We start from the raw sequence: 13,769 nt of genomic DNA on the forward strand, positions 1-13,769 counted from the left end.
GCGCGCTGCTACGACATCGCCGCCTGTCGCCGATATGCGGCCTTATGCCCCGACGCCCGTACGGCCTTGTCGCGGGCTTATGCGTCTTTCCATTTGGAAAATGTCGCAGCCTGACCGCGCAAATTGCCTTCGCGATCCACGAGCTGCCAGACGATACCCTCCTCAATCCGGAACCGCCGTCCTGATTTTGCAATCCTCAGGCCGCGATAGTCGGAGATGAAACCGTTGCGCGTCACCGCATCCAGCAGTTGCTGACGCTCCGCACGGTTGGGAAGCTCCGCTGAAAGTCGCGAGGGAAGCGTCACGAACTCATCCCAGGGATATTCGAAGCAATTCTGAGCAGCCTTGTTGGCGTAGACGAAACGCGGATCGGCATCCGTGTTGTGGGCAAGGACCACGAAAGGTGCCTCATTATAGAGCCAGGGAGGCCCTGCTTGCGGATTGACGAGTGGACGGCCGACAATGCGTTGAAAACTGCCGGTCAGAAGTTCGAAAAATGCTTCGTCAACCGATAAATCGACGACATTGCTTTCAGGCCCGTCAGTCATCCGTTTTCTTCCCGCAATCATGGCGTCGACCGAAGCGATACCTATCAAATCGCGATAAATATCAAAAGCAGGGCAAGCGGGAAGACACGAGCATCCGTTATCAACCTTTCCGCGAAACTATAGTTTCGGAGGAGGTAACTGATGGAAGTGCGTGCCACCAACCACGTTGGGACCGCTCGCCGGCTGCATCGTCCGTTGCATGACGTAAAGCCACTCCGTCGCAATCTGCCGGCCAGTATCTTATCGTTTGCTTTTTATAATTGATTGACCGGTCGGTTTATGCAAGAGTTGCACGGTCGTCATGGGAAGGGCGACGGGGAGGAAACATGTCTGAATCCGGCACCGTTCTGTCGGCGTTTGCCGACGGCGTCTTGACGCTTAAGCTCAATCGACCCGACAAACTCAATTCCTTCAACGAAGACATGCATCTTGCGCTGCGCGCCGGCTTCGAGCGCGCGCATCGGGATGTAGATGTCCGCGCAGTTCTGTTGTCGGGCGCCGGCCGCGGCTTCTCGGCCGGCCAGGACCTTGGCGATCGCGACCCGCGCAGGGGCACCCCCGATCTCGGTCATACGATCGAGATCTTCTACAATCCGCTGCTCCGCCTCATCCGCAGCCTGGAAAAGCCGGTGATCTGCGCTGTCAATGGTGTGGCAGCGGGCGCCGGCGCCAATATCGCCTTTGCCTGCGATATCCGCTTGCCGCCCGTTCGGCCCGCTTCATCCAGGCTTTCGCGAAGATCGGCCTCGTGCCGGATTCCGGCGGCACCTGGAACCTGCCTCGGCTTATCGGCGAAGCCCGCGCCAAGGCACTGGCGCTGACGGCCGAACCGCTCGATGCGGAAACAGCCGCCAGCTGGGGCCTGATCTGGCGCGCGGTGGACGACGATAAGCTGATGGATGAGGCGACGGCGCTTGCCACCAGGCTCGCTGCCGGCCCGACGAAAGGCCTCGGCCTGACGAAGCGCGCCATTCAGGCGGCGGCGACGAATTCGCTCGACCAGCAGCTCGATCTTGAGCGCGACCTGCAGCGCGAGGCCGGCCGCAGCGCCGACTATGCCGAGGGCGTGACTGCCTTCCTGGAAAAACGCAAGCCGGAGTTCAAGGGCAAATGAGCGCCTCGGAGAGCCTTTCGCCGCAGGCGCTCGCGGAAGCCTGCGCGAGAGCCATGTGGGACGAAGACAACGCCACGCGCCATCTCGGCATGGAGCTTGTGTCCGTCGCGCCCGGCGAAGCGACCATCGCCATGACCGTTGCAGCGACCATGACCAACGGTCACGGCACCTGTCATGGCGGCTACATCTTCACGCTCGCCGACTCCGCCTTCGCGTTCGCCTGCAATAGCTACAACCAGCGCACCGTCGCCCAGCACTGTTCGGTGAGCTTTATTGCGCCGGCTTTTAATGGTGACCGGCTAACGGCGACGGCGCGGGAGGTGTCGCGCCGAGGACGAGGCGGCATCTACGATGTCGCGATTACCAATCAGCATGGCGAGCAGATTGCGGAATTCCGTGGCCACTCGCGAACCGTCAAGGGCGCACTTTTACCGGAATAGAATTCGCGCGCCGGAAGTACCGGCTTTCCTGGAGGAGACATTGATGGAAAACCTTTCGCCGCGTGCGGGTGAGCTTGAAGCAATCGAAATCGCCTCCCGCGAGGAGATTTCCGTGCTGCAGCTCGAGCGCATGAAATGGACGCTCACCCATGCCTATGAGAACTCACCCTTCTATCACAAGAGTTTCGACGAGTTGGGCGTGCATCCCTCCGATCTCAAGACTTTGTCTGATATCGCCAAATTTCCTTTCACAACCAAGAAAGATCTTCGCGACACCTATCCTTTCGGCATGTTCGCCGTGCCGCGCGAAAGGCTTGCCCGTATCCACGCGTCTTCCGGTACGACGGGCAAGCCGACCGTCGTCGGCTATACCGCCAGGGACGTCGAAACCTGGGCGAGCCTCGTTGCCCGCTCGATCCGAGCCTCCGGCGGCCGGGCGGGTGATCTGGTGCATATCGCCTACGGCTATGGCCTGTTCACCGGCGGCCTCGGCGCGCATTACGGCGCGGAGAAACTCGGTTGCACCGTCGTACCGGTCTCCGGCGGCATGACAGAACGGCAGGTGGCGCTGATACAGGATTTCAAGCCGCGCATCATCATGGTGACGCCTTCCTATATGCTCTCGATCCTCGACGAATTCCGCCGCCAGGGCCTCAACCCCAGAGAAAGTTCGCTCGCCGTCGGCATCTTCGGCGCCGAACCATGGACCAATGCCATGCGCGAGGAAATCGAGCACGCCTTCGATATGCACGCCGTCGACATTTACGGCCTCTCGGAGGTCATGGGTCCGGGCGTCGCCAGCGAATGCGTCGAGAGCAAGGATGGGCTGCACATCTGGGAAGATCATTTCTATCCGGAGATCATCGATCCGGTCACCGGCGCGGCATTGCCAGATGGCGAGATCGGCGAGCTGGTCCTCACGACGTTGACCAAGGAAGGCCTGCCGATCATCCGTTACCGCACGCGCGACCTGACACGGCTGCTGCCCGGCACCGCCCGCTCCATGCGCCGCATGGAAAAGATAACGGGCCGCTCCGATGACATGATGATCCTGCGTGGCGTTAACGTCTTTCCGACGCAGATCGAGGAGCAGATCCTGAAATGCCGCGGGCTCGCGCCGCACTTCCAGATCGAACTGACACGCTCCGGCCGCATGGACGACATGACCGTTCATGTGGAGTGCACGCTGGAGGCGGCGGACGAAACGGCGCGAAATGTTTCGGCAAGGGAACTTACCCACCACATCAAGAACATCGTCGGTGTCACCACGAAGGTCATGGTGCACTCTCCAGGCGGCGTTGCGCGATCGGAAGGCAAGGCCAAACGCATCGTGGACAACCGTCCGAGGGAATGATCGGCATCTGGTGGGATAGCCTGGCAAGCATTTGATTGTATATGGGAGGGATCGGCCACCAGGCACGATCAGATCAATCGGGAATGAGCAAAGCAGGATCATATGGCACGCACGCGCGCAGTTGATTTCGAGGAAAAGCAGCGTGGCATCCTGGCGAGTGCCGCGGCCGTTTTCGCCGAGGTGGGCATGGAAAAGGCGTCCATGTCGATGATCGCCTCACATGGCAACGTCTCGAAAGCCCTGCTCTACCACTACTATCCCGGCAAGGACGCGCTGATCTTCGACATCGTGCAAACGCATCTGATGGAGCTGGAAAGCGCGATCGAAACGGCAGATCGCAACGATGTTACGCCGCAAGAGCGGCTGCGTCTGCTGGTGAAGGCCGTGCTGAAGAACTATGAAGGTGCCGACAACGAGCACAAGGTGCAGCTCAACGGCACGCATGCCCTGTCGCAGGAGCAACTGGCGGAATTGAGGACGATCGAGCGGCGCATCGTCCGGCGTTTCTCCATCGTCATCGAGGATCTCAACCCGGATCTCAACAAGAACAGGCCGTTGCTGATGCCGGTCACCATGTCGCTCTTCGGTATGATGAACTGGGTCTATATGTGGTTCAGGCCCAACGGGCCAATCACACGCGACGAATATGCCGACATTGCCACCACCCTCATCCTCGAAGGGGTCAAGGCCGTCCGTTGAGACGCCGCTGACGCGGTCGTTCAATCGCCGAGCTTCATCCGTTCGAGGACAAGCGGATCATATTCCGGCGCGCGGATGCGGCGGCGATCCGGCTCAGGTGCCGTCAGCGGCTCGACGGCCACCAGCTTCTCCTTCGCCTCCAGCGCCAACCGTTGATAGATGGCGGTGCCCTCGCGCTTCCAGGCGATCTCTTCCGGCGTCAACTCACGAACCACGCGAGCCGGTGCTCCCATGGCAAGACTGTTTGCCGGGATTTCGGCTCCGGCCTTGACGAAGGCCATGGCCGCAACGATGGCGTTTTCGCCGATGACGGCTTCGTCCATGACGACGGCATTCATGCCGACCATGGCATTGGCGCCGATGCGGCAACCATGCAGCACAGCCCCATGGCCGATGTGCCCCGCCTCGCCGATCGTCACTTCCAGATTCGGGAAACTGTGGACGACGCAAGTCTCCTGCACATTCGAGCCACGCTCCAGCACGACACGCCCGAAATCGCCGCGCAACACCGCGCCCGGCCCGACATAGCAGGCGGGGCCAATGATAACGTCTCCGATGACGGTCGCGGCCGGATGCACGAAGGCAGAGGGATCGATGACCGGGATCACGCCGTCATAGGAATAGATCTGCGCCATTCAGTCGGCTCCCAAACCTTCCACATCGCGACCGGTTTCGGCCACCGCTTCCATGCGTTGCGCGAACTCGCGACGCAAGGTGCGGCGAAGCTGGGCGGCCTTGTGCCGTCGGATATCAACCGGCGTGACTGGCACCAGTTCCGGCACGCGGACCGGGCGGCCGACTTCATCGACGGCGACCATGGTGAAATAACAGGAGTTCGTGTGGCGGCGCTGGCCGGAGCGAATATTCTCCGCCTCCACCCGGATGCCGACTTCCATGGAGGTACGGCCCGTATCATTGATCGAGGCGCGGAAGGTGACGAGCTCGCCGACATTGATCGGCTCCTTGAACAGCACCTGATCGACCGACAGCGTTACCGCATATTGCTTGGAATAGCGCGACGCACAAGAGAAGGCGACGCGGTCGAGCAGGTTCAAAAGTGCGCCGCCATGAACCTTGCCGCTGAAATTCGCCATGTCAGGCGTCATCAGCACGGTCATTTCCAGGCGATGCGGGTCTTGCTCGGTCGTCGTCATGCGCTCACTCTCTCCTTTTCGCCACCATCGTCAGAACGTCATATTGCGCGACGACGGCATCCAGCTGGTTGGTTACCTTGCAATCCCAGCGCACCTCGCCATGCTCGGCATTGATGCGGGGATTGATCTCTTTGCAGGTCAACTGCACCTGGAGCGTATCACCCGGATTGACCGGTGTCAGGAAGCGCAGATTGTCGACGCCATAATTTGCAAGAACCGGGCCTGGAGCCGGATCGACGAAGAGGCCGGCCGCGAAAGAGGCGATGAGATAGCCATGCGCCACGCGTCCCTCGAAGAACGGATTGGCCTTCGCCGCCTCCTCATCCATATGGGCATAGAATGTGTCGCCGGTAAAATGGGCGAAGTGCTCGATATCGTCGAGCGTGACCGTGCGCGTGGCGGTGATGAGTTGATCTCCGATCTTGAGCTCAGCGAGCGACTTGCGGAAGGGGTGCTCGCTGTCGGCGCGGACATCCGCACCATCCATCCATCGTCCCGTCACGGCGGTCAGCATGGTCGGTGCACCTTGAATCGCGGTACGCTGCATATAATGCTTCACGCCACGCATGCCGCCCAGTTCCTCCCCGCCGCCGGCACGACCCGGACCGCCGTGAACGAGGCCCGGCAAGGGTGAGCCGTGACCGGTGGAGCTCTTGGCGCTCGAGCGGTTGCCGATCATCACGCGACCATGGAATGGTGCGAGACCAAGAACGACGTCCTCGGCGAAATGCGGATCGTTGGTGAAGACGGAGGCAACGAGACTGCCCTTGCCGCGCCGCGTCAGATCGACGGCCTCTTCCGCCGTGTCATAGGGCATGACGGTGCTGACGGGGCCGAAGGCCTCGACATCGTGAATGGCACGCGCGGAGCCCGGCTTGTCGCAATAGAGCAGGACCGGATTGAGGAAGGCGCCGGCGCTCGCATCCCCGGACATGACATGCGGATTATCGGGATCGCCGCCGACGATCTCGGCATCGGCAGCAATATCTCGGATGCGCGCCCGCACCTCCTCGCGCTGAGCGAGGCTTGCAAGCGGCCCCATGCGAACCGTCTCATCGGCCGGATTGCCGATTGCCGTCTTGCCGAGGCGGTCGTTCAAGGCCGCAATAAGCGCTTCGCTATAGGAACGGGGCGCGATGACACGGCGGATGGCCGTGCACTTCTGCCCGGCCTTGACCGTCATCTCACGGGCGACCTCCTTGACGAAGAGATCGAACTCCTCCGTGCCGGGCGCGGCATCGAGCCCGAGGACGGCCGCGTTGAGGCTGTCAGCCTCCATGGTGAAACGTACGGAGTTTTCGATAATCGCCCTGTGCGTCTTGAGGCGCTGGCCGGTTGCGGCAGAGCCGGTGAAGGTCACCACATCCTGGCCCTCGACATGGTCAAGGAGATCGCCGACCGAGCCGCAAACGAGCTGCAGTGCACCTTCCGGCAGCAGGCCTGTTTCGATGATGCGGCGAACCATCAGCTCGGTAAGATAGGCCGTCTGGCTCGCCGGCTTCACGATGGCGGGAACGCCGGCAAGCAACGTCGGCGCAACCTTTTCCAGCATGCCCCAGCAGGGGAAATTGAAGGCATTGATGTGAACGGCGACACCCTGCAGCGGGCTCAATATATGCTGGGCGGAGAAGCTCTTGTCCTTGGAGAGCTGCTCCACGTCGCCATCGAGCAGCACGCGTGCATTCGGCAGCTCGCGACGTCCCTTGGAGGCATAGGACAGCAGGGTTCCGATGCCACCTTCGATATCGACCCAGCTGTCCGCACGCGTGGCACCCGTCGCCGTCGAGAGCGCGTAGAAATCTTCCTTCCGCTCAAGCAGTGCCTGCCCGAGCGCCTTCAGCATTGCGGCGCGCTCATGGAAGGATAGACGCCGCAGCGCCGAGCCGCCCTTGTCGCGGCCATAGGCCAGGATCTGCTTAAAATCGATACCGGAGGAATCGATGAACGCGACGGGCACGCCGGTCGATGCATCGAGCAGCGGCACGCCTTCCCTGGCGCCAGCGACCCAAGTGCCCCCGACATAGCTTTCAAGCCGGCGCGGCTGGTTTGCCATGATGTTCATCCGAATTTCCTTTCTTCATCTTTCCGGTAATCCGAGCGGAAAACCGCCAGGCATCTCCCGAACTGATCAATTCAAATCGAGCGCAGAGAGCTGCGCATCAACCTCGGTCTGCCATTCGGCCAGCAAAGTTTCGTTGGGCGTATGTCGCAGGCCGAAGCGTGACAATGTTTCGAAGCGGGCTGAACCGGCATGGCCAAAGCTCGCTGCAACGCGAGGATACCAATAAGCGGCCGAAGCCCGTGCCTTCGCCCGGCCCTCGTCATCGGTGACGATGCGGACAAGCCCGGCGGCGCCGAGTTCGGCATGCCGTCTTTCGCGCGGCAGGATGGCGCGGAAGGTCTCGGCCAGCGGCTGATAGGAAACGCGCGCCAGCTCCTTCAACTGCACGACGCTCGCGGTCCCCATCAGAACGTTCATGACGACTGCATCCACCCAGCCTTCAAGCGGGTAGTGGAACACGGAAAGCCGCATATCGCTGCCCTGCCTGACCGCGCCGATATCGGCATCGCGGGAAAGCCGTGCCGCCCAGGGATGGTGGATGGCATAACGCCCGCCATCGACGCCGAAGGTCTCCATGACCTTCAGGACCTGGCCCGCATGATCGGTCTTTTCCAGCACGATGCGCGCCGCGGAAATGCGCTCCTGAATTCCTGGCGCATCGTTGATGATGTCAGCAAAGCCGGCGGAACCCGCCAGTTCGCTATCGACGAAGCTCGCCATCAGACGCAAGAGTTCGCCGCGATAGCGCGGAGGCGCGTTGTCGGGCGAGGAGAGCATGCCGCCCTCCTGCAGATATTGCTCGATCGGCATCGTCTCGGACATCTTGTTCCTCCCTTCGATGCGCGCGCCTACTGGTCGTAGCTGACAACGATGCGGTCGGTGAGCGGGTAACACTGACAGGTCAGCACATAGCCCTGGCGCACCTCGTAATCCTCGAGCGCGTGGTTGACCTCCATCTCGACCTCGCCTTCGAGAACCTTGGCCCGGCAGGTGGAGCAAACGCCGGCCTTGCAGGCATAGGGAACATCCATCGCGTTTTCGAGCGCTGCATCGAGCAGGCACTGGCCGTGCTTCGGGAACTTGAAGATGCGCGTCGCGCCATCGAGCGTGACCGTTGCCTCGCAGCTGGTTTCATGATCGGCGGCGGCACTACTCTCCACCTTGCGCCGCGCGCGGCCCGGCTGCGCGGAGGCGAAGAGCTCGAACTTGATCTGCTCGTCGCGCATGCCGTGTTCACGCAAAGCCGCAGCGATCGCCAGCATCATCGGCTCGGGACCGCAGATAAAGGCTGTCGCAACCGACTTGATGTCGATCCAGCTCTTGAAGAGCGCCTTGCACTTCTCCGCATCGATCCGTCCCGTAAAAAGATCGATCTCCTGCGCCTCGCTCTCCAGAATGTGCAGCACCGAGAGGCGGCCGAGATAGAGGTTCTTCAGATCCTCCAGCTCTTCGCGGAACATGATCGAGCTGATCTGCCTGTTGGCATAGACCAGCGTAAAGACCGAGCGCGGCTCGCGGGCCAGCACCGTCTTGATGATCGACAGAACCGGTGTGATGCCGCTGCCGCCGGCAAAGCCTAGATAGTGCCTTGCCACGTCCGGCTCGATCGCGGTGAAGAATGCCCCCATCGGCGGCATGGCTTCCAGCGTATCGCCCGCTTTCAGGTTTTCGTTGATCCAGGTCGAGAAACAGCCGCCATCCACGCGCTTGACGCCGACCTTCAACACGCCTTCGTCCTTCCCCGCGCAGATCGAATAGGAGCGGCGCAATTCCTCGTCGTCGAACTTGCGGCGAAACGTCAGATACTGGCCCTGCGTGAAATCAAAGACGGCCCGATCCTCCTCGGCTGGCGCAAGCGTGACGACAACAGCATCGCGCGTCTCGCGGCGCACATCGGTGACAGTCAGCGGATGGAAACGTGCCATGGATGCGGATCTCGTCCTTTGGGGTCAAATACATTTGAAGTAATCGAAGGGTTCCAGACACTCGGTGCAGCGATAGCTCGCCTTGCACGGCGTCGAGCCGAACTGGCTGATCTTTTCCGTGTTCGCCGATCCGCAGCGCGGACAGGCAATCGTGAGATTGGAGCGGCCCGCAAGCCGATCGATGCGCTTCATCAGCACGCCATCGGCAGCGGTGCCATCGATCGGTGGGGCGATGCCATAGGCACGCAGCTTCTCGCGTCCCCCGGCGCTGATCCAATCCGTTGTCCAGGCGGGCGACAGCTGCCGCTCGAGGCGTACCCGGTCGAGGCCCTTTTCGGCCAATGCCCGCTCGATATCGAGATTGATTGCGGTGGTGGCGGGACAGCCCGAATAGGTCGGCGTCACCGTGACAACAAGCGTATCCTCCTGCCAGCCGACGTCGCGGATGATGCCGAGATCGGTCAACGAAATCACCGGTATCTCGGGGTCCGGCACCTCCGACAGCCAGTGCCAGACCTCTTCGACCGAAGGATGCAGCGCGGTCGCCATCTCCGCCTCCTACCAGGTCGCGCCCGGATAGGCGCGCTGTAGGAACTGCATCTCGGCCAGGAGATAGCCGAGATGCTCGGTGTGAATGCCGCGCCGGCCGCCCTTGTGCATATAGCCATCCATCGGGCGGTCGAGCGTCGCTTCGGTAAGCGCATCGGAAACGATCTCGTCCCAGCCGGCCTTCAGGCTTTGCGGTTCCGGGATCACGCCGGCCTGTGCCAGTGCCGCATCGGCGGCATCGCCCACGAACATTTCGCCCGTAAAGGCCCAGAGATCGTCGAGAGCCTCCTGCATACGACGATGACTTTCGGCCGTGCCGTCGCCAAGGCGAATGATCAGATCTCGGCTGCGATCGAGGTGATAGGAGACTTCCTTGAAAGCCTTTTCAGCGATCTCAGCAATGCGCGGATCGGCCGAACCTTTCAAAGCTTTCAGCAATAGATAGTGCCAGGCGTCAAAGAGGAATTGCCGCATCAGCGTCTTGCCGAAATCGCCGTTCGGACGCTCGACAAGCAGGATGTTGCGGAACTCGAAACCATCGCGCAGATAGGCGAGATCATCAGCCGAGCGGCCCTTGCCTTCCACCTCGCCCGCCAGAGCGAGCCAGAGCTGCGTCTGGCCGATGAGATCGAGCGCCGTATTGGCAAGCGCGATATCCTCCTCCAGGGCAGGCCCGCGGCCGCACCATTCGGAAACGCGGTGGCCGAGGATCAGCGTATTATCGCCGATGCGTAGGAGGAATTCGACAAGAGCGGCCTGATCGACCGCCGGTTCAAGGGCAGCGATCGCCATCACATGTGCCCCACTTCATCGGGAATGTCGAAAAAGGTCGGGTGACGATAGACCTTCGAATTGGAGGGATCGAACAGCGGTCCCTTCTCCGAAGGGGCGCTTGCAGCGATTTCGGACGAGCGCACCACCCAAATGCTGACGCCCTCGTTGCGGCGCGTATAGACATCGCGTGCATTGTTGATCGCCATCTCGGCATCGGGCGCATGCAAGCTGCCGACATGGCGATGGTTGAGGCCGTGCTGACCACGTATGAAGACTTCCCAAAGCGGCCATTCACTGGACATGTTTCTCACTCCCTGACTATTCCGCCCACCTTATTCGGCGGCGACCTTTGCGGCAGCGCGGCGAGCCGCTGCCTTTTCTGCATGGGCAGAAAGGCCATCCCGGAACCATGCGCCATCATCCCACGCCTGCTTACGGGCATTGAGCCGCTCCGCATTGCACGGGCCGTTGCCGGCGATCACGTTGAAGAACTCTTCCCAGTCCGGCTCACCGAATTCGTAGCCGCCCTTTTCCTCGTTCCACTTCAGATCTGGATCCGGGACGGTTAGACCGAGATATTCGGCCTGCGGCACGGTCTGGTCGACGAATTTTTGCCGCAGCTCGTCATTGGAATTCTGCTTGATCTTCCAGGCCATCGACTGGGCCGAATGCACGGAGGCATCGTCCGAAGGGCCGAACATCATCAGCGACGGCCACCACCAGCGGTTTAGCGCATCCTGCACCATGGCCTTCTGCGCAGGCGTGCCCTTCACCATTTTCATCAGGATGTCGAAGCCCTGGCGCTGATGGAAGCTTTCTTCCTTGCAGATGCGCACCATCGCCCGCGCATAGGGGCCGTAGGAACAGCGCTGCAGCGGAACCTGGTTCATGATAGCAGCGCCATCGACGAGCCAGCCGATCGCGCCGATATCGGCCCAGGTCAGCGTCGGATAGTTGAAGATCGAGGAATATTTGGCCTTGCCGGAATGCAGCTGCTCATACATCTCGTCGCGGCTGATGTCGAGCGTCTCGGCGGCACAGTAGAGATAGAGGCCGTGACCGGCTTCGTCCTGCACCTTGGCAAGCAGGATCGCCTTGCGTTCCAGCGTCGGCGCGCGGGTGATCCAGTTGCCCTCCGGCAGCTGACCGACGATTTCGGAATGAGCGTGCTGGCTGATCTGGCGGATCAACGTCTTGCGGTAGCCTTCCGGCATCCATTCCTTCGGCTCGATCTTCTGGCCGGCATCGACGCGCTCCTGAAAGGCGCGCTCCTGCGGGTCCATCTCGTCGAGGGAACGGATGCGGGCGCCATCGGTTTTCACCATCTGTGCATACATTGATCTTTCCTCCGTCTTCGCGCCTCCCGCGCGATCGAGAATGATCGCAAGCCTACAGCCGCCTTGAAGACTTCAGGCAAGCTGAAACTTCACGGCACCGCCAGTATAAGCCTGTTTCTCGTTCTCCTCCACGAAACAGCGATCCGGGGCAAACGCATTAACCGACCGATCGGTCATTTATTAGCATGCTATATGTCACAATACAAATGAATTTTTAGAGTTTTCTGTGACATCCAATGCCGTGAAAGCACGTGGCGAGCCGAACTCCCTTACTATGTACCTGAGCGGATTGATCCTTCAGCGGGCTTGAGGTGATCGAGCCGAGCCCGGCTTGCCGGCGTCATCTCTGGAAGCTTGCCCGATTCATTCACGAAACGGCGAGCGACATAGCCGTCAGCTTTTTTTGACAGACGCAAATAAAGCTCGGCGAACAACCGCCGCGCCTCCTCGCCCGGCCAATTATCCGGCAGGGCGGACTTGGGAAGATGCGGCTCGCGCAACATGATCAGGCGATACTGATGCACAAGCAGCAGCCGGGCAATCAGGCAATCGAACGGCGATAGCGCGGCACAATTTCCGACGCGTTCGAAAAATAAACCGAACCGGGCAATGAATTCGCCATAGGCCTCCGCGAAGCGCGGCAGGTTCCAAGCCTCTTCGGCAAATTCCCGCAACGCGCCGTTTTCGGTCGCCAACTGCGCATCGAAGACAACGACGCGGCCCGGCAGGGGCGGTGCGGGATGCGTTCCCACCGCGAGACGCGGGTTCAGCCTGGCAAAACCCTCCCGCTCAAGGCCCTGCATGATCTCTTCCGGCGCAGGTCCGTTGATCAGGACAAATTGCCAACGCACTGCGGGTTGCGGTCCGTAGAACAGGCTAGCGGCCTCGACAAATTCGGCTTGAGCGGCATCGGTCAGCCGATAGAAGCTGCGGCGCCCTTCGCGCTCGCCCGCAAGCCGACCAGCTGCCACTAGTCGCGACACCGCAGTCCGCACCAGCGTCTCGGTAATCCCGACGCTCTTGCACGTTTCGATGAGATTGCCGATCCAGACGACGCCCCCACGCGGCTCGATGACATCGCCGTAGATCGTGACGATGAAACTCGCCGCTTTTATCGGCAAGTTGATAAGGAGCGCCGCAACCGCTTCGCTCAGTTCATGGCCGAGTTTGACGTTATCAGCCGACACTCCAACCTTGCTCCACATCTGAAATTGTTAGGGTTTATTAGCGTGAGACACTCGCACTATTCAAGGCGAGTACGGACAGAGGCCTTATCGCGACACGTTCGTCGGCAACGCCGTGGTGTATTTGACGCATTTCAGCGAGAAGTGCGACGATGAGCTCAGCACCGCTTCATGGGTCAGGATACCCCGCATCAGAAGCCCTTCATATTCCCTGACATCGGCGACGACGGCACGGATCAGGTAATCCCACTCCCCCGACATGGAGTAGCATTCCAGCACCTCGCGATAGCTGGCGATGAACTGTTCGAAATCGCGGCGGGTCGCAGGATCATGGGTCTTCATCTTGACCTGGCAGAAGACGTTCAGTCCCTTACCAATCTTGTCGGGATCGACAAGGCGAACCGTCCGGCCCAGCACGCCGGCGCTTTCCAGCGCCTTGATCCTTCGCCAGCAGGACGCGGGCGACGCGCCGACCTTTTCTGAGAGTGCCGCCTGGCTGATATCGCCTTCCTCCTGCAGTACGCGCAGAATCGCTCTGTCGACGTGATCAAGATCGAAATCTTCCATTCAGAAATCCGCCATGGATGAAACATCTCTTTCAAAATCTACTGCAAAACCTGCCAAATTGA

General features: G+C 60.9%; 15 protein-coding genes and 1 pseudogene. 4 read left to right on the top strand and 12 right to left on the bottom strand.

Annotated features, from left to right (window positions below; translation table 11 throughout):
- Positions 1 to 77: 77 nt before the first annotated feature.
- On the bottom strand, positions 78 to 548 hold the full coding sequence (locus tag ACK83U_RS26440) for an MEKHLA domain-containing protein (RefSeq protein WP_112603240.1): 471 nt from the start codon (positions 546 to 548) through the stop codon (positions 78 to 80).
- Positions 549 to 874: 326 nt separating this feature from the next.
- Between ACK83U_RS26440 and paaG the strand changes: the two are divergent.
- From paaG to ACK83U_RS26460, 4 genes and pseudogenes are all read left to right on the top strand, one after another.
- Positions 875 to 1,662 (top strand): annotated as a pseudogene (gene paaG, locus ACK83U_RS26445) (2-(1,2-epoxy-1,2-dihydrophenyl)acetyl-CoA isomerase PaaG).
- On the top strand, positions 1,659 to 2,102 hold the full coding sequence (paaI, locus tag ACK83U_RS26450) for a hydroxyphenylacetyl-CoA thioesterase PaaI (protein ID WP_112603236.1): 444 nt from the start codon (positions 1,659 to 1,661) through the stop codon (positions 2,100 to 2,102). Before paaG ends, paaI begins: the two are co-directional and overlap by 4 nt.
- A gap of 43 nt (positions 2,103 to 2,145) precedes the next feature.
- Positions 2,146 to 3,456, top strand: coding sequence for a phenylacetate--CoA ligase PaaK (paaK, locus tag ACK83U_RS26455; protein WP_112603234.1), 1,311 nt, complete (start codon positions 2,146 to 2,148; stop codon positions 3,454 to 3,456).
- A 102-nt stretch (positions 3,457 to 3,558) separates the two neighbouring features.
- A complete protein-coding gene (locus tag ACK83U_RS26460) occupies positions 3,559 to 4,155 on the top strand; it encodes a TetR/AcrR family transcriptional regulator (RefSeq protein WP_112603232.1) in 597 nt (198 codons plus the stop codon).
- 20 nt (positions 4,156 to 4,175) lie between these two features.
- Here ACK83U_RS26460 and ACK83U_RS26465 read toward each other — a convergent pair whose 3' ends face one another.
- The 11 genes from ACK83U_RS26465 to ACK83U_RS26515 all read right to left on the bottom strand — a co-directional run bounded on the left by ACK83U_RS26465 (position 4,176) and on the right by ACK83U_RS26515 (position 13,707).
- On the bottom strand, positions 4,176 to 4,790 hold the full coding sequence (locus ACK83U_RS26465) for a transferase hexapeptide repeat family protein (protein ID WP_112603230.1): 615 nt from the start codon (positions 4,788 to 4,790) through the stop codon (positions 4,176 to 4,178).
- Positions 4,791 to 5,309, bottom strand: a complete 519-nt coding sequence (locus ACK83U_RS26470) for an acyl-CoA thioesterase (protein WP_162700966.1) — start codon at positions 5,307 to 5,309, stop codon at positions 4,791 to 4,793.
- A gap of 4 nt (positions 5,310 to 5,313) precedes the next feature.
- A complete protein-coding gene (gene paaZ / locus ACK83U_RS26475; protein WP_112603228.1) occupies positions 5,314 to 7,371 on the bottom strand; it encodes a phenylacetic acid degradation bifunctional protein PaaZ in 2,058 nt (685 codons plus the stop codon).
- A gap of 66 nt (positions 7,372 to 7,437) precedes the next feature.
- On the bottom strand, positions 7,438 to 8,193 hold the full coding sequence (locus tag ACK83U_RS26480) for a Phenylacetic acid catabolic protein (protein WP_112603226.1): 756 nt from the start codon (positions 8,191 to 8,193) through the stop codon (positions 7,438 to 7,440).
- Between the two features lie 26 nt (positions 8,194 to 8,219).
- Entirely contained in the window at positions 8,220 to 9,296 is a 1,077-nt protein-coding gene (paaE, locus tag ACK83U_RS26485; RefSeq protein WP_112603224.1) for a 1,2-phenylacetyl-CoA epoxidase subunit PaaE, read from the bottom strand.
- Positions 9,297 to 9,320: 24 nt separating this feature from the next.
- The gene (gene paaD, locus ACK83U_RS26490; RefSeq protein ID WP_112603222.1) at positions 9,321 to 9,845 is read right to left on the bottom strand and encodes a 1,2-phenylacetyl-CoA epoxidase subunit PaaD; all 525 of its coding nucleotides are present in this window, start codon (positions 9,843 to 9,845) and stop codon (positions 9,321 to 9,323) included.
- 9 nt (positions 9,846 to 9,854) lie between these two features.
- Positions 9,855 to 10,637 (bottom strand): 1,2-phenylacetyl-CoA epoxidase subunit PaaC, encoded by a 783-nt coding sequence (gene paaC, locus ACK83U_RS26495; RefSeq protein WP_112603220.1) that lies wholly within the window; start codon positions 10,635 to 10,637, stop codon positions 9,855 to 9,857.
- Entirely contained in the window at positions 10,637 to 10,921 is a 285-nt protein-coding gene (paaB, locus tag ACK83U_RS26500; protein ID WP_112603218.1) for a 1,2-phenylacetyl-CoA epoxidase subunit PaaB, read from the bottom strand. Before paaB ends, paaC begins: the two co-directional genes overlap by 1 nt.
- 30 nt (positions 10,922 to 10,951) lie before the next feature.
- Positions 10,952 to 11,956, bottom strand: coding sequence for a 1,2-phenylacetyl-CoA epoxidase subunit PaaA (paaA, locus tag ACK83U_RS26505; RefSeq protein WP_112603216.1), 1,005 nt, complete (start codon positions 11,954 to 11,956; stop codon positions 10,952 to 10,954).
- 272 nt (positions 11,957 to 12,228) lie between these two features.
- Positions 12,229 to 13,143 carry a phenylacetic acid degradation operon negative regulatory protein PaaX gene (gene paaX, locus ACK83U_RS26510; RefSeq protein WP_112603214.1) on the bottom strand — a complete coding sequence of 305 codons (915 nt, stop codon included), beginning with the start codon at positions 13,141 to 13,143 and terminating at the stop codon, positions 12,229 to 12,231.
- Positions 13,144 to 13,227: 84 nt separating this feature from the next.
- Complete coding sequence (locus ACK83U_RS26515) at positions 13,228 to 13,707, bottom strand: Lrp/AsnC family transcriptional regulator (RefSeq protein ID WP_015342504.1); 480 nt, start codon at positions 13,705 to 13,707, stop codon at positions 13,228 to 13,230.
- Between the last annotated feature and the right edge of the window lie 62 nt (positions 13,708 to 13,769).

The sequence above is a fragment of the Rhizobium sp. WW22 genome (assembly GCF_047041135.1).
GTDB lineage: Bacteria > Pseudomonadota > Alphaproteobacteria > Rhizobiales > Rhizobiaceae > Rhizobium.